Here is a 26982-nt window from a genome sequence, read left to right as displayed (position 1 = left end):
ATTCATAAACCAAAAGTTATTTTAAAAAAAGTGAGTTCCTAATTTATTCTAGCTGGCTATTTAACATAGCAAATTAAACAAAAGTCACCCCCCTACTTTGGGTGTTTTTTTAAGAACAATTATCAATTACTTATTGAGATAATTTTGGATGTCTTATTTATTATCTTATTTATTAAGAAAGACGTGGCTTCAGTTAAAGGTTGTCCAGCAAGTCTAAACGTTAAATAATAATCTTAAGAAGTTACAAATTTTAAGAAGACACTAATATAAGCAAGGGAGAATTTTATGGCAGCAATACGCCTCGGGATGATAGCTGGTCGGTCAGTACTCGTTGTAGACGAGCATGCGATCGATATCGAAAAGCGCTCTGGTGGTCAGTTTTCTGCCGACCCGATGAAGATTTACGAGCAGTGGGATACGTTTTCTGATTGGGCTGTTAAGCAAGTGCTTAAGGGGGATGAGTCACCCGTTGCTGATACCAATTTTCAATGCCCTGTTCCCCGACCAAGTGCAGTGTATGCAATTGGGCTGAACTATACGGATCACGCAGAGGAAGCGAAGTTAGATATACCTAAGCAACCCATGGTATTTACTAAATTTCCTAGCTGCATTGCCGGACCTACGGCTGAGATTCCGTTGACGTCTAATCGCGTTGACTGGGAGGCTGAGCTTGTCATCGTCATTGGTCGCGGAGGCAGAAATATTGCCGAAAGTGACGCTCAGAAACATATCGCCGGGTTTACCGCTGGGCAGGATATCTCTGATCGTAGACAGCAGTTTTCTGATCGCCCGCCGCAATTTAGCTTGGGCAAGTCATCTAAAAATTATGGGCCAATTGGTCCTGTTGTGGTGACGGCAGATGCGTTTGATGACCAAGACGCCATTCCATTTAGCTGTGAGCTAGATGGAGAGCAAGTACAATCGGGTAACACTGCGAAACTGATCTTCTCTGTCTCGCAGATAGTTTCCTTTTTATCGAAGTGGACAGAACTAAACCCTGGTGATCTCATTTTTACCGGGACACCCGCTGGCGTTGGCTCTGTGCGTGATCCGCGACGTTATTTAACGGAAGGTGAAACCATCACTACGACTGTTCCTGGTATTGGGACAATGACAAACAAATGCGTTGCTCAGTGAGCGATTAATGCGGTAACACCAACTGACTCTTTCTATTCTAATATTGGTATGTCGTGGCTCCGCTATTGATATGTTGTAGCTCCGCTATTTGTATGATGTAGCTCCGCTATGAAAACAGAACAACGTTATTGATTCCTAAATATATTCAGTAGTCAATTGAACATCGTACATCGACGATGGACTTTAGTGAGCTTATCGTTTTGTTTGTCAAAACGTTTAACTCAATTATTTGACTTGTCATTGTTAGTTCTTGGTGAGCTTTGTTTAATAAATTTATGCTTTGTAGTTTGATTCTTCTCTGGAACTATCTATGTACATCGACGATTCCTTGCGGAATCTACGATGGACTTTCTTGGCTCTTGGTGAGCCTAAGAAAGCCACCCCCCTACTTTGGGGCATTTTTTCTTTACGGATGTTTTTTCGTATGTAGTAACATCATATTACCCGTTTAACCCCTTACTATGGCTTACTCCCTCTTAAGAAAATGCAAAAGCATTTTTTAGCTTCGTGTACACAAACACTGAAGCGATAAAAAAATACAAACCAAAGAACTTGAGGAGATAATGATGGCTAAAGTATTGATGATTACCGGTGACTTTGTTGAAGATTACGAAAACATGGTTCCTTTTCAGGCGCTACAGGCGATGGGACATGAAGTTGATGCCGTTTGCCCTGATAAAAAAGCAGGCGACACTATTGCCACTGCAATCCATGATTTTGAAGGAGATCAAACCTACACTGAAAAACCAGGTCACAATTTTGCATTAAACGCTGATTTTGCTGCGATTGATGTGACGAGCTATGACGCTTTGTACATTCCAGGTGGCAGAGCACCTGAGTATTTAAGACTCAATCCTGAAGTGTTAAATCATATCAAACATTTCTTTGATACAAATAAACCGGTTGCGGCAATTTGTCATGGTGCACAATTGTTAACCGCTGCAGGTGTGTTAGAAAACCGCAAGTGTTCAGCATACCCTGCTTGTCAGCCAGAAGTAGAAAGTGCGGGTGGCGAATACATGAATATTGATATAGATGGTGCGGTTACTGATGGCAATTTGGTGACAAGCCCTGCGTGGCCTGCACACCCAGCCATGCTAAAACAATTTAATGCGCTATTATCATAGGTAGAAAAAAGAATAAGTTCGAGAAATCGAAAAAACTACCTAGATTGAGGAGTGACCACTATGTGTCAATTGTTCATTAATGCCGATAGTAATCTATGGGCGAGTCATACTAAATCGCTACGGATTGACGGCGTTGTAAGTTCCATCCGACTGGAAAACTTTTTTTGGCAAATTCTTGAAGAAATATCCTTTCGAGATGATATGACGTGTAATCAATTAATCACTAAATTATATTTAGAATCCTTAGATGCAGAACATGATATGGGTAACTTTACGTCATTTTTGCGTGTCTGTTGCTCACGCTATTTATCGATGATTGCTGATGGAGATATCCCCAGAGATACAACGACGTTGCAAGACATTCGAGTCTCACATCATTGAACGGCAACTATTGAGCTGACCTCGCAAATAAAGCGCTACTCTATAAAAAGCATGTACAAGGAGGGGGTGACTTTTTAAAACACTCCCTCTGCGGGTCAGCTTTAAACACCAAAGCTGTTGTTTCGATGTGTTCGGCTGGCACTTTTTAAGAGCCATCAATCAAAATCAGTTCTAATAGTAAATTACATTCCAAACGCGTACACATTGTATATCGAAGATTTATTCACCCTAGCGGCGTAATAAATCGGCTTTTATGATACTTTATTTAGCAATCATCAAAATCTCGCCTTAATGGCAGATTAAACAGTAAAGTGAATTCGATAATGAAACTCTGGTATACCTATTTTCTTAAAGTACTTCCAGCTAGCGCTCTTGTGTTAATTAGTCCGTTAGCATTTGCTGCTTCAGCTGCATCAGAGAAAATATCATGGATGACGTTGATGTTTATTGGGATAGCTATTTCTCTCGTAGTAGCGACCATTTTAAGCATTCGCAATAAAAATGCAGAAGGCTTCACGATGAAATTTTTATTTGGTGGTGTCTATTTTTGGGCTCTGGCTTTTATTCAACTAATAATTTTTGCCGCATATACACATTTTAGTAAATAAGTAGCTGTGCCAATCACGCCTTATTAATTTTAAACTACACTACACCTCTAATATTTTAACCCTTTAGCCACCCCCCTACTTACGGGCGTTTTTTTCTGAACTCTTCGAATATTCGTCGCTGTATTTCATTGTTGGTATCGTATGTAAATATCATTCTCTCTTTCAGCCTGATTGCCTTAGTCTAATCGTGGAATATTGTGGCGCTTCACAACTCAAAATAAGCTCAGCCTGAAAATTACCACTATGATGTGGTTTAGGGTATTTAACGTGGGAGATTTGCACAACGATGGTTAAAGTAATTTCGATAGGCGCTGTATCACTGGCTTTGCTGATTGGAGTGGGTTATTTCTTTACAATTGGTTTTGTAAAACCCATGAGTAGTGATCTGTCCATTATTGGCCAGGGTAAACCCGTGCTGGTGTTAGCGTATGAGAATTATTCACCAGACGGTGGAGAGGCGCTGAGTCGGCTACAAAAGGTAAAAGGCGATTATCATTCGCGACTTGATTTTGTGGTGGCAGATTTAGGCACTCCACAAGGCTTCGCATTTGCCGACCGTCATAAGATGTTTAATGGTCAGGCGGTGTTCTTAAAACAAAACGGTGAGCCATTGGAAGTTACATATATACCGACTAATGAACAGGAGTTGCGCAGTCAGCTAGATTCGAAACTTGCGACTGTGGAATAAAGGAATAATAAATCAGGCGATTACCCACCCCCCTACTTTGGGGCGCTTTTCTCAAAGCCTCACGTGAAAATGGCATAACTGACAAACGTCGATAAATCAGGCTATGGGTAATATTTCTTTATCAGTAATCATTACCGCTTTTACTATTTTATTGTCTACACTGGGATCAAAGCGATTCCAGTTTGTATTTGACCACTGCACAGTAAGAGCAATCGAGTGCTTATCTATTTGCTTCCTTATTGGCTTCTCTATTGTCTTCTCTAATGGCTTCCTCATTTGCTTCTCTGAATCTATATCTTGATCTGCTTCGTGTTCCAGATAAGACTTTACTGAGTCACAATAATATCCGTTGCAGGTATCCGAACGCATAAATCTGGGAAGTGAACATCCCTGTTTTGTTTGATTGATACATGAATCTTTAACTGTTTTATTTTTAATTTTAGATAAATACAGTTCGCGAATTTCAGCTGTTGTTAATTCAGGTTTATTTTTCATTAATCGCTTAATAGTCGCAGCTGAAAGGTAGGCATGATCATTCCCCGAGGGACAACAACCTCCTTTACACATTCCACAAAAACCATCCGCTATTGTTCTTAATTCTGGATGTTTAGAAAATCTCTGCTCTACCGTTAACACCCTGTTTTCCAAGCCTTCGTCTTGAGCATTTATAAGGGTGTTACTGTCAATATTGTCTAATGCCTCATTAATAATATTGCTTAGATGTTCGCTGTATTTCGTTATTCTTTCATTGCTTGGGGAGCTTAGTTTTGTCAACCCCGATGGTATTCGAACGAGTTGAACATTGGTTTTTAAATATTGAGGGTTACTGTCTAAGAATGTTTGTAATACTGTTTGATTCTGCTTTTTTTCATGCTTTTTTATCTTTTGAATATACGCTTCTCTGAGAGCAGCTTGTTCGCGAGATGTTTGAAGCCGTTTTTTCTGATTGATTAGATAGCTTTTAAAATGGAGAGGCACCATTTTTGACTTCTGACTCATGATTCTTTTGCACTCAAACGAACCACAAACCAGGTAATCTAATTCTTTTATTTGTAAAAAATCAGCATAAGTAATCAAGCATTCGCAAACGTCACATTTACAAGATGCGGAATATTGCAGCTTAAAAAACTTATTGTTTAAGTTATTACGATGCGTATTCATATAAATTCATGCATTTTTATTTATTTATAATTTAAGCTTAGTCTACATTTCGTTTATTTGGCGCTATAAGAAAAATAGCTCTCGATGCCATTGCTAAAGCAGAAAATTACACCCCCCTACTTTGGGGCACTTTTTTATAGTTAAGCGAAATAAGCAGTTACTAAATACCCATACGCTGATGTTTCTGTATCTCCAAACTTATCTTCTTCGATACACCCGCTTCTTTTGCAAAATCCATCCATTTACCCACAGCGCTTATCACTTCTTCGAGTATTTCATCGGGTCTGGAAAGACTGATCGATTTTCCCGTTTCAATTAACTCTTCCCTTGTGAAGTGATCTCGTTTGCCATTGACGCTCATCTGGTGTTGATTGGTCCATTGACCTGCGGGATTGTGTGAATAGGTCACATCGTATGCGGGTGATAATCGCCATTCGCCTTGCTGGTTCATGAGAAACGATATGTTTTTGGTGTGGTCGTCCTGATTGCGTGAAATGATATTGAATAACATGCGACGATATTGTTGTGTTGCCTCGGCCTTGCTTAGGCGTAGTTTGCGCATGACTTCGAATGCCTGCTCATAACTGGTTGCGCCTGCGCTATTGAAATCATAATGTGCGATGCCGCAGAGGGTTTGCATGTGTTGCTTAACTTGCTGCCCACTTTGATTCTCACGATCAAAACGTTTGGTCATGAAATGCGCGCGGCCATTTTCTTCGAGTAATTTACAGGGCATCATTTCTATACCCGCTTCCTTTGCCATGAGGTAGTAGGCATATTCGATGCGGCCGTAATCTTTGGGTTCGCCCAATTCAAGATCAGTCACGCCATCAAATTTTAGTAGCCAATAATCGTAGCCCTTGGGTACATCAGTTTGACCGGAGATGACATTGCCCTTGTCGTTCATCGCAATGACGGCTTTTGGCCTGGCGCCACCGGCTGATGTGCCGACGCGCAAAATATCGAGAATCGCGTCTTCATTTTCTTTATCGCTGGCCTTGCTCAATTGCACATCCAGTGCTTTGCGTTCCTGCATGACATCTTGTGCCAGTTTAACCAGTTCGGCTATCTCTACCGCGACTGAATCATCATATTTTTCAATCACCGTCGGCGAAAACTCTAACGCACCCATACCGCGTTTACCGCTATAGCAAAGCCTTTCCACCGGGCTGAAACTGGCACTGTCGCGACCATTACGGGCCAACCATGCATCGATAATACTGTTACCAAATTTATCGGGTAACACATCAGCCAGCATGCCGGGCAGCCCCAGGTAGGTTTCTTTATTGAGCGCAGAGAATGCAAACTTGCCATCGCCTCTTCTGGCATCATTCAAACTCATGGTGATCGGTGCAATATCCAACCCTTTTTTGAGGAAGTCCTTATCGTATTCGAAAACTGCATACTCACGATCATCCAACCATGCGACTGCGCCTACAACATCACCCCAGAGTTTCACAAAGGCTGTATCAATCTTTTTTACCATTCTGGCTCACTCTCTTTGTCTTGTTGGGACTTTTTATATTGATTAGTCTTTTTATTAAGACGTTCGCCCGATGCCCGCTGTCGAACAATGCCTTTATTTTTGGCTAACTGCATGGGGCTGATGGTTATTTCAGGAATGAAATTATCGAGCTGATCGAGCGCGTCAAGCTCTCTTAATACCGCGATTAATGAAGAAATCTTACTGCGACCAGACTCAAGCGCCTTAATGGAATTTAGCGATAATGTTGTCGCATCAGCGAGTTCTTGCTGGGTCTTGTTTTTACGCAGACGCAATGCTTTGAGCCGATCACCCAGCTCTTTTTCTATCGCTTTATCTGAAAGAGAATAAAAATCCATAACAACCTTATATTAATCTATTAATAGCTTTAAATAATTTTAGAGCCTTTTATTGGGATATTATAATATCTAAAGTGATTAACTTCAAAGGCTAACGGTTTAATGGTCTTATTTAAGCCCCTTGTAAACAATAAATAATTTAATAGTCTTTTAAAAGGCTATTAAATAATCTTAAATAATAAAGTATGACTTATTTATAAAGCAAAGACACCACCATCCCCTACTTATGAATGATATTTAGGCGGCTACGCCTTCCCTACGGGTAAGCATTAAACAACAATGCTTTTGTCTCACTGTCGCTCGGCTTGTTATTTGAAAACGTAAATAGAACTTATGCAGGGCTGGGTGTTTTTCATTGTAGTGATGTTTTAGACTGCTCAGCTCAAACAACCCTATATATTCTAAAACTAGTATTCTAAAACTAGACTAAGCTCTGATAGGAATACTCTCAAAAGAATATTCCATAAACCCTTTAACCTACTGTGATACACCACGGAGAATACTTATGTCTAAATTGATTGCCATCTTATTGGTCGGACTACTGTCACCGGCTCTGGTTCATGCCGGACCGGATACCCCATCAAAATTTGATCCAACGCCTTACGCACCACAAAAAGCGTTATATGACTTCAATTTTGCCGAACCGAAACCGCGTCAGAGTTTTGGTTATGTGTTAAATCATATCAAGGCGCTTAAGGAATTCAGCGATTTCGACAAATCGCAGATCGTGATCGTTGCCCATGGCAATGAACTACACACCATGGCACGAAAGAATCGCGCTATCTATCCGGAGATGTACGATGCCCTGAAGGAGCTAAACAGCTTGGGCGTGAAGATCCGAATCTGTCGCAACGCGGCACGCTCGCGCGGTTATGGTCCGGAAGATTTCTACGAATTTGCCACAGTAGTTCCTGCGGCTGTAATCGAGATCGCCAAATGGCAGAACGAAGGGTTCAGTTATATGTATCCTGCAGCAGCCAGTACCAATCCTCGCATCACCCGCGAGCAGTTAGTTGAGAAATACCCAGAGCTAGAAATGGCAGATTAAATACCCTCGCTGGTATCCATTTCGGATACCAGCTTTCAGGGTGACAGATAAACGAAAATAAACGTGTTTTTACTCTCACAATAATGAGGAAATATGAATATTCAAATGGATCACCTTGTTATAGGAGCCACTAATCTAAAACAGGGCGTTGATTACGTAAGAGATTTATTGGGTGTTGATATCCCTTATGGTGGTGTTCATGAAAAAATGGGAACACATAACCACCTGATGCAACTCGGCAACAATACGTTTCTTGAAGTCATTGCCATAAACGAAGATGGCGAAGCACCTAATAACCCTAGGTGGTATGGGCTGGATGATCCTTTTTTGCGCCGACAAATTGAAATCGAGCCAGCGTTATTAACCTGGGTGGTCAATACAAAGAACATCGAAGAATTAACAAAACAGGCAACCTTTTCACTGGGGAACGCTAAGTTAATTAGCCGAGGGAGTTTAAACTGGTATTTTGGTCTTCCAGAGGATGGCAGGCTATTAGCTGGTGGAATGCTACCTTATGCTATTGAATGGCAAACAGACGTTCACCCATCGACAAATATGGGTGATTTAGACTGTAAACTTCACAAGCTGGAAATTTACCATCCGTATCCGTCATGGTTGAAAGATGCCTTAACGTCTATTAGTGCTCTGGATCTTGTGGAGATTAAGGCGTTACCAAAAAATAGTACGCCATATCTAGTAGCCCACATTAACACGCCGTCAGGTATTAAAAAGGTGACTAGTCATGGAGCGTTATGATGACGAGGAAAGAAAAGAAAAGAAAAGAAAAGGAAAGATAAATAATGAAAACTAATTTCCAATTCCCACTGTTATTTTTAGCGACCCTATTGGCTGGGCTGCTTGCGGGGTTTTTCTATACCTGGTCTTTTACCATCATGCAAAGCCTTGATCTCATCGATGATAGCAATGCAGCTACGGCGATGATTTCTATCAATGCCAATATTCGCAATGGTTGGTTTGGTGTCATATTTTTTGGTACTCCCCTATCAATTCTGTTTTCGTTAATTTTGATATTGGGTGCAAGAAATAAGAGGCTTTTGCTTTGGGTATCATTAGCGCTTGCGTTTGCCATTTCTACTTTGGTCATTACTTTTAGCAAACATCTACCTCTTAATGATGAGTTGGCAAATAGTTCTAATTGGGCTTCCTATGTTGGTCCGTGGGTTCTGTGGAATCACGCAAGAATGGTGACTAGCTTCTTGGCATTTGCATCTATGCTGTGCGCGCTGGTATCTCTTCTCAAAAAATGATTTGCGGATTCTTAGTCAACCACTCAATCAACCACTTAATCAAAAACTCAAAACAATAGTGATTGGCTATATGACTGCTTTTAATTCGTTGTCGTTTGCTAGTTCATTCAGGGCATCAAAGTAAAGTCCACCCCCCCACTTTAAGGTCATTTTTATAAGAATCAGCGTTGATGCTATTCTGATTTTAAAGATATAGCTTATTACTATCACCTCGTTACAGTGATTCACTCTTAACTACGGACAGTTACCATGATCAAAAAAGTGTTATTTATTATTCTTCACGTGCTGTTATATGGCGGACAGCTTGCCTATGCAGACGTAGAAGTGACTTTTGTAGAAAGTGCGCCTAAAGACAGATTTGAAATTAAGAATACCAGTGAGTGTGTTTTGAAGGATTTGGTACTGAATGTAGACTTATCCAACAGCGCTGGACGATTGATTTTTGATACGAGCGCAACGGGTGCCGGGGTTGAAGTTTTCCAGCCTTTTGAAGTCGTCAAAGGTAAGCTAACACTGATTTCTTCCACTACAGTGAAGGATGGCGACAAGACGCTGTCGCTAAGTATCGAGAGCATTGAGCCTAACAAATCGGCCAGCTTCAGTATCGATGTTGATGATACTTTAGCGCAAAGTGAGCTAGGAAATATTCGTGTATCTGGATCAGAAATATCAAACGGCTTAATTGCCGTTAATTTAAAAAATAAAAAACCATATAAAGCAACGTTTAACAAAAATGGCAAAGCACTGATCAAGCTTCCACCTTGCTCTGCTTGAGTTTTCTCTTATCGGTCTTTATCTTACGTTAGCTTTTTCTAAGGCAAACCTGACGGACATTGTTGGCTTTTGCTGAGCCTATAAGCCCCCCCCCTACTTTAAGGCGTTTTTTTAATCGCCTTATTAAACGGGTCTTCCGATAAATATCGCTGTCCATATCACTAAAGCCCAGATTACCAAAACGATCGTGTAAGTCGTTATTAGCAATGATTTAGAGCCTATTAATTTGAAACGCGCTTTGATGAATAGATAGAGTTTTCCTGCAATGAGAAAACCGAACGCCCAAACCATACCCGCCACGATGATTGCTGGCCATATCCAGTCTCCATGTAATGAGTCTATATCCGGAAATGACAGATTCAAAACGGGTGACACCATGTAATACAACAGCAAGCCTAAAAAACCCATGCTGAATAATGCCAAAAACAGCGTTGCAACAAAGGCTAATAAGGAGAGACGCATTACCTGGGTAGTGGGGAGTAATTTCATAGGCGATGGAGTTCAGTGTGTTTATTGAGTGTATTTCTATAAAGCACTGAGTGTAATTGATTCGGGGGATATATTAATAGTTTTTAAGGCACCCCCCTACTTTGAATGATATTTTTGCAGTTATACCTTTCTTTCAGGTCAATACAAAAAGGGTTTGCATAGAGTAGGCACTTTTTTTTCTATCAGCTATATTTATAGTAGTGATCTAATTATTTACACCATCAACTATATTTCAAAAGAGGCTATCATCAACGACACCTTTCAACAGTGGCGATTATTTCAGGACTTTACTGAGGCTCAGATTCAGAGCGTTATCGATAAAGCCGAAGAACGAATATTCGAAACCGGTGAATATATCTGCAAACAGGACGAGATTGGCGAAAGCCTGTTTATCATTCGTTCTGGACGCATCAATATGCGTGTTACGAAAGCGAATGGCGTTGAAAAAAACCTGAATATACTCAAAGAAGGCGACCATTTCGGTGAGTTAGCGCTGTTATCTGGTGGTGTTAGAACCGCATCTGCGATTGCGCTGAGTAATGCCGTTATTCTGGAAGTCGCCAAAGATGATTTTTTAGCCCTGCTCAATGAGATCCCTGCTTTTTCGATTAACCTGAGTCGTACCATTGGTAGTTGGCTGCAGGGAGAACTTAAGGGAGATAGTGTTCGCAATAAGTTGCACATTATTGGTCTGGTGTATAGCTGTGGCATCACTGCTAATTTTGCGGCACAGGTCATTGAGTTCTTCGCGGACAAAGATAAGAAGATCGCAGTGTTTAGTGATCGGCAGAATTATTGGGAAGGCATTGGTGTACCTGCTGCATCAATCGAAAAAGGGGCTATTGAGAGAACTCAACAATATGTGATTAAAGCCTCAGAGGCTGTCGATCATGTGTTTATTGATATTGGCCATCAAGCAACAGATTTCATTCCGTTGTTATCACAATGTGATCGTATCTGGTGTTTCATCGAACAATCCAAAGGTTCAGAAAGTACCCTGGCAAGTGCGATGCAACTGCTGGATTATCGGAGCAGTATTCTGCTTAAAACCCAATGGGTGTGGGTGCAGGAGAAATCGACAACGCTCGCCCCTGTCATCAGTACTTCGAAAAATACGTCGGAAAACACACCGTATGATGCATTGCGCCTTCAGTACGTTAACTCGGATATTGATATTGGCAGTGACAGTGAAGATGAAGATGAAGATGAAGATGAAGATGAAGATAACCACGAGCAAGACGAAAACCAGAAACAGACATTAGTTAAACGCGATTTAAGCCGCTTATTCCATTTAGCCAATGATATTCAACTGGGTATTGCACTCGGCGGTGGTGGGGCGAGAGCGTTGGCACACATTGGTGTATTAGCCGCATTAGAAGAACATGAAATCTATTTCGACAGAATTTCAGGCACCAGTGGTGGTGCGATTGTCGCGGCTTTCTATGCCGCGGGTTTTGATAGTGAGTACATGTTGCAACTTTTCGATATCGGCATTAAACCACCGAAGTGGGTGAAATATATTCCTCAGGGAAATAAATGGTATTTACTGGCGATGTTTCGATCGGGATTAATCGAAAAACGTTTTCATAAAGTCTTCGGCAAGAACACCCAGTTTGAACAATTGATATTACCCACGCATATCATCACCACCGACTTGATTAGTGGCAATGAGGTTGTGAGAAGTAGTGGCAATGTGGCAGATAGCGTTAGCGAAAGCATCAATCATCCATTGCTAGGACGTCCCATATTACGTGATGGTGAAGCCTTGATTGATGGAGGCATTTTGAACAATGTCCCCAGCTCGGTGTTACGCAATAACAACGTTGATTACATCGTTTCTGTCAGTATTGGCGCCAAACTGCAAAAGTCTTTCGGTAAAAACGATAGCACCACCAATAAAGCTAAAATGAAAAAAGTGGGTCTAATCGGAACCCTGTTTCGCGCACTGGAAGTCGGACAGAATGGTTTAGAAAATCACTATGAAAATGACAGCGACTTTTTAATCCTGCCCGATACTTCTGAGTATCAGTTTGAAGATTTCACTAGAGATGTAGAGCTGGTAAAACTCGGTTATCAATCGACTATTGAGGTTATGCCTGAACTCAAAGCTAGTTATTTAGAATTTATTAAGACGGGTTAACATTCTTCTAAATTTTTGTTCTACTCACTATTTACCCCTATCTTCTCCCAATCCGTTTTAAGACGCTTAAAATCCTTAGTCACACGACTAAATCACGTTATCATTAGCGATTATTTATAGCCTGGTATGACCTTTACAGTGGAAGATTTACAAACAATTCTTGATGAAATCACGTCAGCCGTGACAGCTTTACCTCCCGAGGGCGAAGTCGCTTGTTACATACCGCAACTTGCTGAGGTAGATCCTGATCAGTTTGGCATTGCGGTTGCTCTGGCAGACGGACAGATTTTTCATGCAGGTGATGCGCAAACGCTATTCTCTATCCAGAGTATTTCAAAAGTGTTCACCACCACCATTGCCCTGAGAAAATTTGGCGACAACATCTGGAAACGCGTAGGCCGCGAACCATCTGGCGACCCGTTTAATTCTATCGTGCAACTGGAGATGGAATGCGGCAAACCGCGTAATCCCTTTATCAATGCTGGCGCCATCACAATCGCCGATACCATTATGGAAGGTCGTACCCCCGATGAATTAATGGAAGAAATCCTTCAGTTTATTCGCGAGATTGCGCATGACGAGAGTATCCAGATTGATAAAAAAGTCGCAGAATCGGAATTAAAAACGGGAGATAGAAATGCCTCTTTAGCGCATTTCATGGCTTCTTTTGGTCTTTTTGAGAACGCGGTAGATGATGTGTTGTGGGCCTATTTCAACCATTGCTCGATCACTATGACTTGTGAGCAACTGGCAAAAGCGGCGCTGTTTTTGGTATCGGACGGTTTAGATAAAAGTTGCGGCGTGAATGTGGTATCTGAAAAACGTGCACGACGAATTAATTCACTGATGATGATGTGTGGTCATTATGATGGATCGGGCGAGTTTGCATTCCGCGTCGGACTACCCGGAAAAAGTGGCGTTGGCGGTGGAATCATGGCGGTTGTGCCAGGCAAAGCGTCTATCGCGGTTTGGTCACCTCGATTAGATAAAGTCGGCAATAGCTATTTGGGAACCCTAGCTCTGGAAATGTTAACGCAACGCACTGGTTGGTCTGTTTTTGGACATTGACACCAAAAGAGAGTTTTAGTGTTTTCAGTTACTTAATCTTTCTACCTTGACGTGGTTTATAACGTGGGGTTGTCCAGCCAAACAGCAATGCTGCAGCCCTCAAACCAAATGCTAATAGCACGCCAACAAAAACAGCAACTATTTGTGGCACACCCATTGAGAATAAAAACACAAAACTGGTCGCGCCCAATAAGGCTGCACTGATATAAATTTCATCACTGAGTAGTACTGACTTTTCACCCGATATGACATCACGAAAAATACCACCGAATGTGGCAGTAGAAATCCCCGTTACAATCGCTGCATAAGGCGATATGCCATATTCCAGTCCGATCATTGCACCCATCACACAATACGCTGCCATCCCAATCGCATCTAGCCACAGGAGAAGGCGATAACGAGATTCAACCAAGTGCGCGGTAAAGAAAACAAGTACGGCGATGATGACACAAATACCAATAAACAGCGGTTGCTTAATCCAGAAAACGGGGAGTTTACCAAGCAGTAGATCGCGCAAGGTGCCACCACCCACGCCTGTGATTGCGGCAAAAAAGATAAAGCCAACAATGTCCAGGCGCAAACGTGATGCCGCCAATGCTCCCGTTGCTGCGAATACAGCAACACCGGCATAATCTAAAAGATGTAAATAATTCATAAGTACACCCCCCTACTTACAGCGGGTTTTATTTATATAAAACAGGTGCAGGAGAATTATTCGATTCCAGCAACAGTTTCGTTACCGAAGCACCGATACGTTTACTCAGGCGTTCGAAAATATCTTTTTCAGGGCTGAAATTAACCATGGTTTCTGCACCAATCACATCTCGTGCAACCGAAGCTGGGCTTCCAAAATCATCGATTAACCCAAGTGCTTTAGCGTCTTCACCGGTCCAGAATAAACCGCTGAATATATCCGGGTCATTTTTCAATCTATCACCACGACCTGCTTTAACCGCATCGATAAAGTGCTTATGGGTTGTTGCTAATAAGTCTTTAACGAAGGCTTCATCTTCAGGTTTGCGTGGCGAGAATGGATCAAGAATGGCTTTATTCTCACCAGCCGTTAGTTCACGATTTTCAACACCGATCTTTTTCATCGCTTCTACTACACCAAAGCTTTGCATACGCACGCCAATAGAACCAACTAAACTGGAAGGATTCGCGTAAATTTCATCCGCTGCCGAGATGATAAAATACCCGCCAGAAGCACATAAGTCTGCCGCTACCGCGATTACCTTTTTATCTTTATAAATACCACGTAAGCGTTTGATTTCGTTATAAACATAACTTGATTGAACAGGACTTCCGCCAGGACTATTACAACGCAGAATAATGCCTTTCACTTTTTTGTCTGCAAACGCATCCTGTAACGCTGGGATAATATTATCCGCACTCGCTTCAGCGCCTTGTAAAATCACACCCTGAACATCAACCACTGCGGTGTAAGACGGAGCGGCGCTCATACGTGTGCTTTTAGACATGGCAGAACCTACAACCGCCATTATCAACAAGAACAATAAAATCAAAGTCGCAAATTTGAAGAAGATAGACCAGCGACGGGAACTGCGCTGCTCTTTAATGCCAGCCATCGCGACATCTTTCAAAGCATCAATAGCTTGTTGGTTTTCGTTATTTAACATGATTTTTCAATTATTTAGATCAGGAATGGATATTTAAACACACCCCCCTACTTTTATGTGTTTTTTTTTATTCATTTTAAATGAAAAACACACCCTTCGGGCCATCGTCGCTTCACTCCGACATTGTCTCAATGCGTTTGGCTAGGCACTTTTTTTGCGTATCTTATGAGGGTAAATTTGTTATTTAGATATTACGTTAATCACATACGATCAAAGCAAAAATGCTCAGCTTAATTGAATAAGATGAGCATTTTTTAAAATCTCTAAAAGGATGGGTTTATTCTTCAAATTAGTTTCTAGCTTGCACAAGAGCAAGGCGGAAATTATGAGTTTACAAATGTAAGTGATTAACTTTATGCTATTACTAATTATTATTTACCCCGATTGTGCTTTGATTTTTCCAGAGGCAAGCCGAAAGCAGCGCAGCTTATAAGTATAAGTGAGCACTTTCAACGCTGCTTCTGGGAAAAGTAGAGTGCAATCGGGCTAAATAATCAGACGTTGAATCGAAAATGTACTACATCCCCTTCTTGCATAATGTAGTCTTTACCCTCTAAACGCCATTTACCCGCATCTTTCGCGCCGGCTTCGCCTTTACATTCGATGTAGTCATCGTAGCCAACTACTTCTGCACGGATGAAACCACGTTCGAAATCTGTATGAATTCGACCTGCTCCATTTGGTGCTGTTGCTCCTTGTTTTACTGTCCAGGCGCGTACTTCTTTTACGCCTGCTGTAAAGAAGGTTTGTAGATGCAGTAATTGGTAACCGGCATTGATCACACGATTGAGTCCTGGCTCTTTCAAACCGAGATCATCGAGGAACATGGCTAGTTCTTCATCATCCAATGAAGACATTTCTGCTTCCATCTCGGCACTTACGGCAACTACTTCAGCATTTTCTTTAGCTGCGATTTCTTTAACGGAATCCAGGTAAGGATTATTTTCAAAACCATCTTCTGCCACGTTCGCCACAAACAGAATCGGTTTGATGGTGATCAACTGGTATTCTTTGACGAGTAATTTTTCTTCTGCACTTAGGTCTGCAGATCTTGCTGAATGGCCTTCTGCCAGACGTTCGTGAATTCGCTCGAATACAGCTAGCTGTGCTTTTGCATCTTTATTGCCAGATTTTGCATTCTTGGTAGCACGATGAATGGCTTTTTCGATCACATCCAAATCTGCTAATGCCAATTCGGTATTAATGGTTTCGATATCTGAGACCGGATCTATTTTGCCATCCACATGCACGACATCATCGTTGTCGAAACAACGAACAACCTGCGCGATTGCATCGGTTTCGCGGATATGAGATAAAAACTTATTACCTAAACCTTCACCTGATGCCGCACCTTCTACCAAACCTGCGATATCAACAAACTCCATCGTGGTAGGTAATACTCTTTCAGGTTGTACTATTTCAGCGAGTGCATCCAGACGTGGATCGGGTACTGGTACGATTCCTACGTTTGGCTCGATGGTACAGAAAGGATAGTTTTCAGCAGCGATTCCTGCCTTCGTTAATGCATTAAATAGCGTTGATTTACCAACATTGGGAAGTCCAACGATGCCACATTTAAAACCCATGTTTAATCCTCAAAAGATCCACTTAAAAAGTGTGTATAAGTGGGGGGGTGTATTTTAGTGTTTAATGATTTTAGTTTGTATGACTTAGTCTGTATGCAATACATTCATGGCTTTTTGATCATCACCTTGAACAATCAGATCGATTACTTTTAAAGCACGGTCGATAGCATTTTGTATTGCAATTTCATCATTTTGACTGGGTCTGGAAAGCACATAATCTGCTACTTTCTTACTATCACCGGGATGACCAATCCCAAAACGCAAACGAGCATAGTCTTTGCCAATTTGCGCGTGTAAATCTCTTAAGCCATTATGACCACCGTGGCCACCTGAATACTTGAGACGCACAGTGCCTACTGGTAAATCCAGCTCATCGTAGGCGACTAACACTTGTTTTACATTGATCTTATAGAAAGAAGATATTTGATGTGCGGATAAACCACTACGATTCATAAATGTAGACGGTTTTAACAACCAAACCTGATTGCCATGAATGGTGGCTTTAGCGACTTCTCCAGAAAACTTTGTTTCTGTTTTGAAGCTTGCGCCATACTCATTTGCTAATGCATCAATAAACCAAAACCCGGCATTATGCCGGGTTTTAGAATACTTCTCGCCTGGATTTCCCAGACCTATAATCAATGTGATTGCTTGATCAGGCATATTGAAATTAGCTTAAATTAATTAAGCGTCATCTCCGCCTTCTGCTTCACCATCAACTTCAGTCTCAGGAGCTTCTGGAGCTTCATCCGACACTTCTTCAACAGCTCTTGGTGCATGGATACTAACCACAAGATGGTCATGATCTTCGCCGTGAGATAGTTCTGTAGAAGATACGCCTTCAGGGAACTTGATATCAGATAAGTGTAAAGACTCACCCAATTTAAGCTCAGCAAGATCAACTTCGATGTACTCAGGTAAATCACCAGGTAAACATACAACTTCGATATCAGAAAGGTTACGTGTAAGTACACCACCTTCCATTTTAACGCCATGAGCGTCTTCTTCGTTAACGAAGTGTAATGGAAGAACAACAGTCATCTCAACGTCGTCTCTTACACGCTGTAAATCAACATGTAATACAAATGGTTTTGCTGGGTGACGTTGTAAATCACGTAAGAAAACTTTTTGCTTTTTTCCTTCTAGCGTTAATTCGATAATCGCTGCGTAGAAACTTTCTTCTTGAAGGTTACGCATTAATTGGTTTTCGTTTAACGTTAAAGACCATGCAGGACGCCCTGCACCGTATAGTACCGCTGGAATTTTGTTTACACGACGTAGGCGGCGGCTCGCACCTTTACCTAAGTCTTCACGCATTTCCGCGGCCAACTCATATTTAGTTGCCATTTTTTTCTACTCCAAATTGTGGATTGTTACTTTTATTCTTAAACAAGAAATAAAAATGAGTAAGCAATCCATAAACAAAAAAGCAAAACTCGCGACCAAGTTTTGCAACATTTTGTCAAACCAGCGTTACTTTACAATAACGCTAGTTTGACGAATTTTTATGACTAATCGTCAACTACATGCGCGAACAAATCACTCACTGATTCATCGTAATGAATGCGTGAGATGGTATCTGCAATGATGTCCGCTACAGAAAGCTGGCGGATTTTAGCACAGTTTTGACCTTTTTCACTCAATGGAATTGAATTTGTTATCACAATTTCATCCAATTGAGAGTTATTGAAGTTATCAATAGCAGGGCCAGAGAAAACAGGATGGGTTGCATAAGCGATAACTGCTTTTGCACCATGCTCTTTTAAGGCTTCTGCGGCATGACACAAGGTACCACCGGTATCGACCAAATCGTCAATCAATACACAGGTTTTATCTTTCACATCACCAATGATATGCATCACAGCAGACACATTAGGCTCTGGACGACGTTTGTCGATAATAGCCAATCCGACATCACCACCGAGGCTTTTGGTCATTGCTCGTGCTCTAACTACACCACCCACATCAGGTGATACAACAACAAGATCATCATAGTTTTTCTCTACGATATCTCGAAGTAACACAGCAGAAGCATAGATATTATCAACGGGAAGATCGAAGAAGCCCTGAATTTGGTCTGAGTGTAAATCAACGGTTAAGACACGATCTACACGACTGGTAGATAGCATATCTGCCACTAATTTAGCTGAGATAGGAACACGTCTTGAACGCACACGACGATCTTGTCGCGCATAACCGAAGTATGGTATCACTGCCGTTATACGACCTGCCGAAGCACGATACAATGCATCTACCATGATCAGTAGTTCCATTAGGTTATCGTTGGTAGGTGCACACGTTGGCTGAAGTACGAATACGTCTCGACCACGAACATTTTCTAGAATTTCAACATGGGCTTCACCGTCGCTAAACTGACCGACTGTTGAGTTACCTAGTTTGATATCTAATAGTTCTGAGACTTCTCGAGCAAGATCAAGATTCGCATTACCGGAAAAAATCATTATCCTGTCTGATTCTGACATGAACGATCTCTTTTGAAGTTATGAAGGAATTAACACATTGTCATACTTCTGAAGGAAATGAAATATGACAATGTATCAATAAAATATGGCTGGGGCGGTAGGACTCGAACCTACGCATGCTGAGATCAAAACCCAGAGCCTTACCACTTGGCGACGCCCCAATATTTACTTACATTTACTGCTTTCGTTACGTTTTCTGTAACGCCGCTATTGCATTATGCAATGGCGATTGATTAACCCCTTTAGCTACAAAGCCCTGCCAATTATTCGGCGACTTTGCTAAAGCATCAAGTACCTGATTTGCTTCATCTTCGCTTTTAAACTTTGCAAAGATACAACTACCAGTTCCAGTTAATCGTGCTTCTGAAAAAGAAGTTAGCCATTCTAGCGCATTTGCTATTTTTGGGTACTTCTTTTTAACAACTATTTCAAAAACATTTGACTGTTTGGTGAAAACGCCGTCATTCAGAAAGCGCGCTATTGTGAGGGCATCACAATCTCGTGTCAATCCCTGATCTGCAAAAATTTCTGCCGTTGATACAGAGATATCCGGTTGAATCACTAAAAACCATGATTCTGGCAAATTTATTGGCGTTAATTGTTCGCCAATTCCCTCTCCCCAGGCAGAATGACCGTGGATAAAAACAGGGACATCCGCACCTAATTTTAGCCCTAATTCTGTAAGCTCCTGAATGGTCAACTGACAACCCCAAAGCTCATTCAAACCAAGTAGTACGGTAGCTGCATCGGAACTCCCTCCTCCGATACCACCTCCAATTGGCAATTTTTTATCGAGTGTAATCTCAACCCCAAATTTTGAATTGGTATGTGATTGAAGTAATTTTGCTGCTCTTACACATAAATCTGACTCTAAAGGAATCTGATCTAAAGCATTAAAATTTTTGTTTGATTCGTTGCGAATTATTTTTCCATCCTGACGAATTTCCAATGTAATTTCATCAGAATAATCCAGTAGTTGAAATACTGTCTGCAACAAATGATAACCATCTTCACGTTGCGCCGTGATATGGAGAAATAAATTAAGCTTTGCCGGAGCCGGTAACGTTAACTTTGCAACCATTGAAACGCTTTAAACACCCTGCCATGTTTTTGCAATTAGCTTTATATACAGCTTATCTTTACTGCGCGTAAGAACCACTCTTCGTGGCATCGCCTGTGTACTGTTATTTGTATAATTCGAATAACTTACCTTCCAACCGGCCTGATAAAGCGTTTCTGGGCGACCTAGGTTATCCAGAATCAATTGATCTACCTTGTATTCGGGAGATGTCATTCCTCTTACCCAATACTGCATACCCTTGACGGGAATTCTTACACCCGATTGATTCTGTAATAGGCGTTCTTCATCTGTATCGCGATACGTTCTGCCATTATCGGCGAGTAATGTCACCCCCCCACTTTGGCGGCTTAATTTTGCGACCAGAGCTCCTGTTAACGGGTGTGTGATTTGCATGGTATATTGGTTGGCGTTTTGTTGCGCCCAACTTAGACCGAAAATATAATTTTCGTCACCATAGCGTAATGAGATTTTACTACCCAGACTCCAGTTTTGTCTGCGAGCCAGATAAGCTTGGCGTTGTTCCCATGAAGATTGTTTAACCGTAGGATTTACTACTGATTTAACCTGGGGTGGCTGTGTTCCATATTGCGTACAACCACCAAGTAAAATAACACTGCTGATTAACAGTGCGCGTGGCTTTAACCAAGACACTAACCTTATTGACATTATATTATCCTTTGAAAGATCAAGCCGTTACAAAAACGATGTAACATACTTGAATAGTATCAATTTAGGCCTGCATTGGTATATATCAATTTTGTAAATATTGTTTTGCTTCGTGTAAAACTCTGTTATGAGGGAATTTTTTAGTCATATCTTCATAAATACTCAAAGCTTCTTCCTGCTTATCATTTTCTGCCAGAACACTGATTAAATGACTCGCAACTTCGGGGTCTTTAATCAGTTTAAATGCTTTCCTCAGGTACTTTTCAGCTTTCGCAAAATCCCCATTTTTAAAATGCACAAAACCCAAACTATCCATGATAACGGGATCATGTGGTTTAATTTGATGCGCCTTTTTAATATAATTTTTTGCCTCATCAAGGCGCTGGGTATTAACCGATAACATATATCCCAGAGCATTTAAGGCATCTGCATCGTTCTTGCTAATCGACAATACCTGATTGAAATCATTCTCCGCAGAACGCAATTGCCTCATGCGTTCATGCAACAGACCACGCCTATAATAATACTGTGCATTCAAGGGCGATAAATTGATTGCCTGATTATAAAGCACAAGTGCCCGAGGGTATTTTTTTAGACTAAAGAGATGATCTGCATAAAGTTTTGCCCAATATGCCTTGTCGACCGGATCAGTTGAAGATATTTGTTTTTTCTCAAAGTAACGCTCAATTCCCTTATCACCTTTCAATGCACTTGAAAGTGATATCGATTTCTGATGAGCATTTCTTAAGAACGCCCCACCATTTACTTTTTCATAAAACGTTAATGCTTTCTTTAAGTTCCCTTTTGCCTGAAAAACCTCACCAGCGAAGTAATCAGCATCGAACTCATAACTTTTTATAGCACGTAATTTATCTATATTGGATTCTGCTTTTTTAAGTTGAGCTTGATCAATTTGCAGGGCTATCAATGATTTCAATAGATCATTGTTCTTTGAATGTCTGATAATGAGCTTTTCAAGAATGGGTAATGCTTGTTTTTTTTGTTTTTGCAAAACAAACAAGCGAACCAACTCAAGCCGACTGCTATCACTTACCATAGGATTATCTTTAATCGACATCAGCACATTGATAGCATCTGAATTCCTATTGAGCTTATGTAAGGCTTTCGCCTTCATTGCCATGGCATCAACCAGATTTTGAGAATCAAGTCTTTCAAGGTTTTCTAATTCAAATATTACGGCCTTATAATTTTTAGCCTTTAGGGCTAGATTGGCGGCAATTAGTTTTTGCTGGCGATAGTATTTACTACTTTCATGTTGCTTTATGTAATCAACAAAGACACGATAAGCCTTATCTCTATGGGTTTCTGCTGCTAAAACAGATCCAATAAAGGTCAACCCCTGACTGACTTTCATCTCTCTAATAGTCTGGGTATTCGTTGGCAAGTCTGTTTTATCGATTTCTTTTGATATGCTTTCTTTTGGTATGCTTTTTTCTTGTCGAGTTGATACCACTTCATCTTTTAAAGATGTTTGCTCTACCAATTCGTGAATGGTATGAAACTGGGCAGACGATAATTTTATTTTATTATTTCTAAGGTAAAGTAACGCAAGGTATTGTCGTGCTTCAAGATCATCAGGAGTCAATGCAACCCATCGTTCTGCTACTTTTAATCCTTTGGGTAGCTGCCCTGTTGCCGCGGCGAGAATAGTAACCCGTCTAGCAATTGCAGGATCTTTACTCTCTAAGGCCAGGTGCTGATATTGCTCAACCGCAAGGACTTCATCACCCATTTCTCTGTAAATTTCAGCAGCAAGCGCCTGATAAAGAAATTCAGCTTTGAAGTTGCCTGATTCGGTATTTTCTTGATTTAAAACACGCGCATGAGCAGGTAAAACCAATGAAGAACATATAACAATAACAACAGTAATAAGTTTTAAGGGGTAAAGAGATACTTGCGATTTCGATGATTTACTATGAACAACCCAAGAAGCAAGGCATAAGGCATGCTTGCCTTGTATGCCTTTCTCTAGATAGATTAAGGCCTGTTTTAAAATAGCAAATATCATATATAAAATCCTTCCCTGGATTATTGAGACTGCATAGATCCTATATCAACAAAAAACACTATCGATATATTAACTATAGTGTACATAAGCCAACTGTGCTCAGTTGCATGGTAAAGAATAAAGTCCAGCTATCACCAGCTAACTGGTAGATAACACAAAACAGACTGTATCAATCGTAGGTTATGACATCTACCAGCAGAAACGGGCATAAAAATTATCTCTGCATTTATTCGATTACACCCCAAACAACCGAAAGTGTTCACGCTATAACCTTAAGAATTCGGCTGTACTTCACCTTTTATAAAATAAATAAGACTACTCAGAAATCAAGCTAGATAAATTTATAAAACAAAGCAGTAAACTACTCTGTAATAAACCTCGGAATTCACGCTATAATCGCGCCCCTATGTCTTTACGTGTAATTGGAATCAACCATAAAACAGCGCCCGTCGCGATCCGCGAGAAAGTTGCGTTTTCACCAGATGGATTGACTGAAACACTTTCACAGATCAAAAATGACATAGAGAGCAATCACAAAGAAAACGAAGTAATTATCCTATCTACTTGTAATAGAACAGAAATTTATACTTATTCTAATTACACAGAAGAACAAATCCTGGATTGGCTATCTAAACAGCAAGGCCTGGATAGTCAAAGCTTAAAAGAATATATCTACAACCATGCTAATGATGAAGCTATAAAGCACGTAATGCGTGTTGCCAGTGGATTGGATTCTATGGTGTTAGGTGAACCGCAGATATTTGGCCAATTGAAAGGGGCGCTTAAAACCGCTTCTGAAAAAAAGACCGCAGGCACTACACTGAAACGATTAATGCAACATGCTTTTTCGACAGCTAAAAAAGTACGTACTCAAACGGGCATTGGTACCAATCCGGTATCAGTTGCTTTTGCAGCAGTAAATCTTGCAAAACAAATCTTCAGCAATCTGGATAATAAAACTGCCTTGTTAATTGGTGCCGGTGAAACCATCGAACTGGTTGGTAAGCACCTGAGTAACGCCAATATTGGTAAAGTCATTATTGCCAATCGAAGTGTAGAAAAAGCGACTCAGCTTGCGAATGATTTCAATGGACTCGGCATTACTTTGCAAGATATCGGTGATTACTTACCCGATGCTGATATTGTTATCTCATCAACCGCTGCACCTATGCCAATTATTGGTAAAGGAACGGTTGAGGCTGCATTGAAAAAGCGCAAACATAAACCGATTTTCATGGTGGATATCGCGGTCCCCAGAGATATAGAAGAAGAAGTCGGCGAACTAGATGATATCTATTTATATACGGTTGATGATCTCCAGTCTGTGATTGAAGATAATATGAAGTCTCGACAAGAGGCTGCCACGCAAGGCGAAGAAATGATCGCTGAGGAAGTTGAAAACTTCATGGGCTGGATGCGTGCACAAGATCAAATGAGCCTCATTAAAAGTTATCGTGATAAAATCAATACGATTCAGGATGAGACGCTTGAAAAAGCACTCAAATTACTGCGAAATGGTTCAACTGCAGATGAAGCATTGTCATTTCTGGCGCATACATTGACCAATAAATTGGCTCATGATGCTACAGTGGCGATGAATAAAGCCGCTCATTCAGGGGACCATAAATTACTCGAAGCCTCTAATAAAATACTCAATCTTTCGACAGTTGAGAGTCAAAACCAAATGATTGATAAGGAAAACAATAAACAGTGAAAGCATCCATTTTAAATAAACTCGATACGCTGAGCGATCGACACGAAGAAATTGCTGGATTATTGGCAGAGCCAGAAGTGATGGCTGATCAAAATCATTTTCGTGCACTATCTATGGAATACAGCCAATTAGAACCTTTGGTTGTAGAATATAAAAAATATCTGCAAATAATCGATGACAAAGAAACTGCAGAAGAGATGCTTAATGATCCTGAGCTAAAAGATATGGCAAAGGAAGAGCTTTCTGACATTAAGGATTCTCTTGAAACGTTTGAATTGACCTTGCAGAAATTATTACTGCCGAAAGACCCGCATGACGATAGCAATATTTTTTTGGAAGTTCGTGCTGGCACAGGTGGAGATGAAGCAGCAATCTTTGCAGGCGACCTATTCCGGATGTATTCACGCTACGCTGAACAAAAGCGCTGGCAAGTAGAAATCATGAGTCAAAACCTGGGCGAACATGGTGGCTATAAAGAAATTATCGCCCGTATTGTTGGTGCTGGTGCTTATTCGCGTTTAAAATTTGAATCTGGCGCTCACCGTGTACAACGTGTTCCAGAAACAGAATCTCAAGGTCGTGTACATACCTCTGCTGCTACTGTCGTGGTAATGCCCGAACCGGATGAGGTTGAAGCACAAAACATTAACAAGAATGATATTCGAGTAGACACATTCAGAGCTTCTGGTTCTGGTGGTCAGCACGTTAATAAAACCGATTCCGCAATTCGTATTACACATTTACCGACAGGTATCGTCGTTGAATGTCAGGACCAACGCTCGCAACATAAAAACAAAGCGCAAGCCATGTCTGTATTGCAAGCCAGAATACTGGAAGGTGAACGATCGGTTCAAGATGCAGAACAAGCTGAGCAACGTAAATCTTTAGTAGGAAGTGGTGATCGTTCAGAAAGAATTCGTACCTACAACTTCCCTCAGGGACGCGTATCTGATCACCGAATCAATCTTACTCTGTATAAACTAGATGAGTTCGTATCGGGCGATTTAGACCAGATTATTGATCCATTGATCAATGAATATCAAGCTGAGCAATTATCTGCGTTAAGCGAAGAAAACAGTTAGAACGTAGTTAAAAATAAAGTTATGAGTCACCCCCCCACTTTCAGGCACTTTTTTTGTTGCTTATGACAGCTATTACCATTCAACGTGTTTTATCTAAAGCTAGAAAAGAATTAGAGGGGGTATCTGACTCGGCTGCATTAGATGCGGAGTTATTGCTTGCACACTGTCTCAATAAAAGTAGGACTTATTGCCATACATGGCCCGAGCACGAATTAACCGAGACAGAATTAACCTGCTTTGAAGACGCTATCACACGTCGCAAAGACGATTACCCAGTAGCTTATATATTAGGGAAAAAATCTTTTTGGACATTCGACGTAGAGGTTACGCCAGATGTATTAATCCCCCGCCCTGAAACCGAACTGCTTGTTGAAACAGCTATAGAGAAATTAGTAGATATTAAAAACCCAAGAATATTAGATTTGGGCACAGGTTCCGGAATTATTGCATTAGCAATTGCTTCTGAGCGTCCCGACGCATCAATAATGGCATGCGACTTTTCAGTAAAAGCATTAGCAGTAGCCGAGAGAAATGCCAAGAACCTTAAACTAGATCATCAAATTGAATTTTTACATTCTAATTGGTTCTCAGAAATAGCGCCAGATTTGACATTTGATTTGGTCATATCCAACCCACCATATATAGAACCAAACGACCCTCATCTTGAGCAAACAATAAGACATGAGCCATATTCGGCGTTAGTGGCGAAGGAAAATGGACTTAAAGATATTAAGAATATTATTAAAAACTGTAAACAATATTTAACATCATCCGGGTGGCTGCTGTTGGAACATGGATATGATCAGCATGAAAAGACTCAAGAATATTTAGCAATATCTGAATTTGTCGAAATTGAAAGTAGAAAAGATCTTGCTGGTAATACAAGAATAACTTTAGCAAAGTCTTATTAGTTCTACTCTAAGCACACAAAAAAAAGCGCCTATATATTAAGCGCTTTTTTATTTCATCC

The 26982-nt window shown here is 40.8% G+C and carries 27 protein-coding genes and 1 tRNA gene; 14 read left to right on the top strand and 14 right to left on the bottom strand.

Annotated features, from left to right (window positions below):
• Positions 1–285 precede the first annotated feature (285 nt).
• The 5 genes from OO007_RS16605 to OO007_RS16585 all read left to right on the top strand — a co-directional run bounded on the left by OO007_RS16605 (position 286) and on the right by OO007_RS16585 (position 3941).
• A complete protein-coding gene (locus OO007_RS16605) occupies positions 286–1137 on the top strand; it encodes a fumarylacetoacetate hydrolase family protein (RefSeq protein WP_325809630.1) in 852 nt (283 codons plus the stop codon).
• Positions 1138–1703: 566 nt separating this feature from the next.
• Positions 1704–2264 (top strand): DJ-1/PfpI family protein, encoded by a 561-nt coding sequence (locus tag OO007_RS16600; RefSeq protein ID WP_325809629.1) that lies wholly within the window; start codon positions 1704–1706, stop codon positions 2262–2264.
• Positions 2265–2324: 60 nt separating this feature from the next.
• Positions 2325–2645 (top strand): ribbon-helix-helix domain-containing protein, encoded by a 321-nt coding sequence (locus tag OO007_RS16595; protein ID WP_325809628.1) that lies wholly within the window; start codon positions 2325–2327, stop codon positions 2643–2645.
• Positions 2646–2968: 323 nt separating this feature from the next.
• Positions 2969–3253 carry a hypothetical protein gene (locus tag OO007_RS16590; protein WP_325809627.1) on the top strand — a complete coding sequence of 95 codons (285 nt, stop codon included), beginning with the start codon at positions 2969–2971 and terminating at the stop codon, positions 3251–3253.
• A gap of 286 nt (positions 3254–3539) precedes the next feature.
• Complete coding sequence (locus OO007_RS16585; protein ID WP_325809626.1) at positions 3540–3941, top strand: hypothetical protein; 402 nt, start codon at positions 3540–3542, stop codon at positions 3939–3941.
• A 96-nt stretch (positions 3942–4037) separates the two neighbouring features.
• Here the strand turns inward: OO007_RS16585 and OO007_RS16580 are convergent, their stop codons facing one another.
• From OO007_RS16580 to OO007_RS16570, 3 genes are all read right to left on the bottom strand, one after another.
• Positions 4038–5102, bottom strand: coding sequence for a hypothetical protein (locus OO007_RS16580; protein ID WP_325809625.1), 1065 nt, complete (start codon positions 5100–5102; stop codon positions 4038–4040).
• Between the two features lie 160 nt (positions 5103–5262).
• Positions 5263–6588: a type II toxin-antitoxin system HipA family toxin gene (locus tag OO007_RS16575; protein WP_325809624.1), complete on the bottom strand. Its 1326-nt coding sequence runs from the start codon at positions 6586–6588 to the stop codon at positions 5263–5265.
• Positions 6582–6944 carry a helix-turn-helix domain-containing protein gene (locus tag OO007_RS16570; protein ID WP_325809623.1) on the bottom strand — a complete coding sequence of 121 codons (363 nt, stop codon included), beginning with the start codon at positions 6942–6944 and terminating at the stop codon, positions 6582–6584. The genes OO007_RS16575 and OO007_RS16570 overlap by 7 nt, the downstream gene beginning before the upstream one ends.
• A 505-nt stretch (positions 6945–7449) precedes the next feature.
• Between OO007_RS16570 and OO007_RS16565 the strand changes: the two genes are divergently transcribed.
• From OO007_RS16565 to OO007_RS16550, 4 genes are all read left to right on the top strand, one after another.
• On the top strand, positions 7450–7992 hold the full coding sequence (locus OO007_RS16565) for a DsrE family protein (RefSeq protein ID WP_325809622.1): 543 nt from the start codon (positions 7450–7452) through the stop codon (positions 7990–7992).
• Positions 7993–8085: 93 nt separating this feature from the next.
• Positions 8086–8748: a VOC family protein gene (locus OO007_RS16560; RefSeq protein ID WP_325809621.1), complete on the top strand. Its 663-nt coding sequence runs from the start codon at positions 8086–8088 to the stop codon at positions 8746–8748.
• Positions 8749–8792: 44 nt separating this feature from the next.
• The gene (locus tag OO007_RS16555; RefSeq protein ID WP_325809620.1) at positions 8793–9260 is read left to right on the top strand and encodes an anthrone oxygenase family protein; all 468 of its coding nucleotides are present in this window, start codon (positions 8793–8795) and stop codon (positions 9258–9260) included.
• 249 nt (positions 9261–9509) lie between these two features.
• Positions 9510–10034, top strand: coding sequence for a hypothetical protein (locus OO007_RS16550; protein ID WP_325809619.1), 525 nt, complete (start codon positions 9510–9512; stop codon positions 10032–10034).
• Between the two features lie 123 nt (positions 10035–10157).
• Here the strand turns inward: OO007_RS16550 and OO007_RS16545 are convergent, their stop codons facing one another.
• Complete coding sequence (locus tag OO007_RS16545; RefSeq protein ID WP_325809618.1) at positions 10158–10523, bottom strand: hypothetical protein; 366 nt, start codon at positions 10521–10523, stop codon at positions 10158–10160.
• A gap of 154 nt (positions 10524–10677) precedes the next feature.
• Between OO007_RS16545 and OO007_RS16540 the strand changes: the two genes are divergently transcribed.
• On the top strand, positions 10678–12663 hold the full coding sequence (locus OO007_RS16540) for a cyclic nucleotide-binding and patatin-like phospholipase domain-containing protein (RefSeq protein ID WP_325809617.1): 1986 nt from the start codon (positions 10678–10680) through the stop codon (positions 12661–12663).
• A gap of 126 nt (positions 12664–12789) precedes the next feature.
• On the top strand, positions 12790–13731 hold the full coding sequence (locus OO007_RS16535) for a glutaminase (RefSeq protein WP_325809616.1): 942 nt from the start codon (positions 12790–12792) through the stop codon (positions 13729–13731).
• A gap of 28 nt (positions 13732–13759) precedes the next feature.
• On the opposite strand, the gene OO007_RS16530 is transcribed toward OO007_RS16535, so the two are convergent.
• The 10 genes from OO007_RS16530 to OO007_RS16485 form a co-directional block, all read right to left on the bottom strand.
• A complete protein-coding gene (locus OO007_RS16530; protein ID WP_131906563.1) occupies positions 13760–14386 on the bottom strand; it encodes a trimeric intracellular cation channel family protein in 627 nt (208 codons plus the stop codon).
• Positions 14387–14414: 28 nt separating this feature from the next.
• On the bottom strand, positions 14415–15371 hold the full coding sequence (locus tag OO007_RS16525) for a S49 family peptidase (RefSeq protein ID WP_325809615.1): 957 nt from the start codon (positions 15369–15371) through the stop codon (positions 14415–14417).
• Positions 15372–15865: 494 nt separating this feature from the next.
• Positions 15866–16957: a redox-regulated ATPase YchF gene (ychF, locus tag OO007_RS16520; protein ID WP_131906565.1), complete on the bottom strand. Its 1092-nt coding sequence runs from the start codon at positions 16955–16957 to the stop codon at positions 15866–15868.
• Between the two features lie 84 nt (positions 16958–17041).
• A complete protein-coding gene (gene pth / locus OO007_RS16515; RefSeq protein ID WP_325809614.1) occupies positions 17042–17620 on the bottom strand; it encodes an aminoacyl-tRNA hydrolase in 579 nt (192 codons plus the stop codon).
• A 21-nt stretch (positions 17621–17641) separates the two neighbouring features.
• Positions 17642–18304 carry a 50S ribosomal protein L25/general stress protein Ctc gene (locus OO007_RS16510; RefSeq protein WP_131906567.1) on the bottom strand — a complete coding sequence of 221 codons (663 nt, stop codon included), beginning with the start codon at positions 18302–18304 and terminating at the stop codon, positions 17642–17644.
• 164 nt (positions 18305–18468) lie between these two features.
• Positions 18469–19440, bottom strand: a complete 972-nt coding sequence (locus OO007_RS16505) for a ribose-phosphate pyrophosphokinase (RefSeq protein WP_243651619.1) — start codon at positions 19438–19440, stop codon at positions 18469–18471.
• A gap of 86 nt (positions 19441–19526) precedes the next feature.
• Positions 19527–19601: transfer RNA gene (locus tag OO007_RS16500), tRNA-Gln, on the bottom strand.
• A 26-nt stretch (positions 19602–19627) separates the two neighbouring features.
• Positions 19628–20521, bottom strand: coding sequence for a 4-(cytidine 5'-diphospho)-2-C-methyl-D-erythritol kinase (gene ispE / locus OO007_RS16495; RefSeq protein WP_325809613.1), 894 nt, complete (start codon positions 20519–20521; stop codon positions 19628–19630).
• A 9-nt stretch (positions 20522–20530) separates the two neighbouring features.
• On the bottom strand, positions 20531–21187 hold the full coding sequence (gene lolB / locus OO007_RS16490; protein WP_325809612.1) for a lipoprotein insertase outer membrane protein LolB: 657 nt from the start codon (positions 21185–21187) through the stop codon (positions 20531–20533).
• 85 nt (positions 21188–21272) lie between these two features.
• Complete coding sequence (locus OO007_RS16485; protein ID WP_325809611.1) at positions 21273–23216, bottom strand: tetratricopeptide repeat protein; 1944 nt, start codon at positions 23214–23216, stop codon at positions 21273–21275.
• Between the two features lie 406 nt (positions 23217–23622).
• On the opposite strand from OO007_RS16485, the gene hemA reads away from it, so the two are divergent.
• The 3 genes from hemA to prmC all read left to right on the top strand — a co-directional run bounded on the left by hemA (position 23623) and on the right by prmC (position 26923).
• Positions 23623–24930, top strand: a complete 1308-nt coding sequence (hemA, locus tag OO007_RS16480; RefSeq protein ID WP_325809610.1) for a glutamyl-tRNA reductase — start codon at positions 23623–23625, stop codon at positions 24928–24930.
• Positions 24927–26012 carry a peptide chain release factor 1 gene (gene prfA / locus OO007_RS16475; RefSeq protein WP_131906572.1) on the top strand — a complete coding sequence of 362 codons (1086 nt, stop codon included), beginning with the start codon at positions 24927–24929 and terminating at the stop codon, positions 26010–26012. Before hemA ends, prfA begins: the two co-directional genes overlap by 4 nt.
• Positions 26013–26074: 62 nt before the next feature.
• Complete coding sequence (prmC, locus tag OO007_RS16470) at positions 26075–26923, top strand: peptide chain release factor N(5)-glutamine methyltransferase (protein WP_325809609.1); 849 nt, start codon at positions 26075–26077, stop codon at positions 26921–26923.
• The last annotated feature ends 59 nt before the right edge of the window (positions 26924–26982 follow it).

This window comes from Cocleimonas sp. KMM 6892, assembly GCF_035798195.1.
GTDB classification, from domain to species: domain Bacteria; phylum Pseudomonadota; class Gammaproteobacteria; order Thiotrichales; family Thiotrichaceae; genus Cocleimonas; species Cocleimonas flava.
Note: the sequence above shows the minus strand (reverse complement) of the source record. Positions and strands in the feature narration are given on the sequence as shown.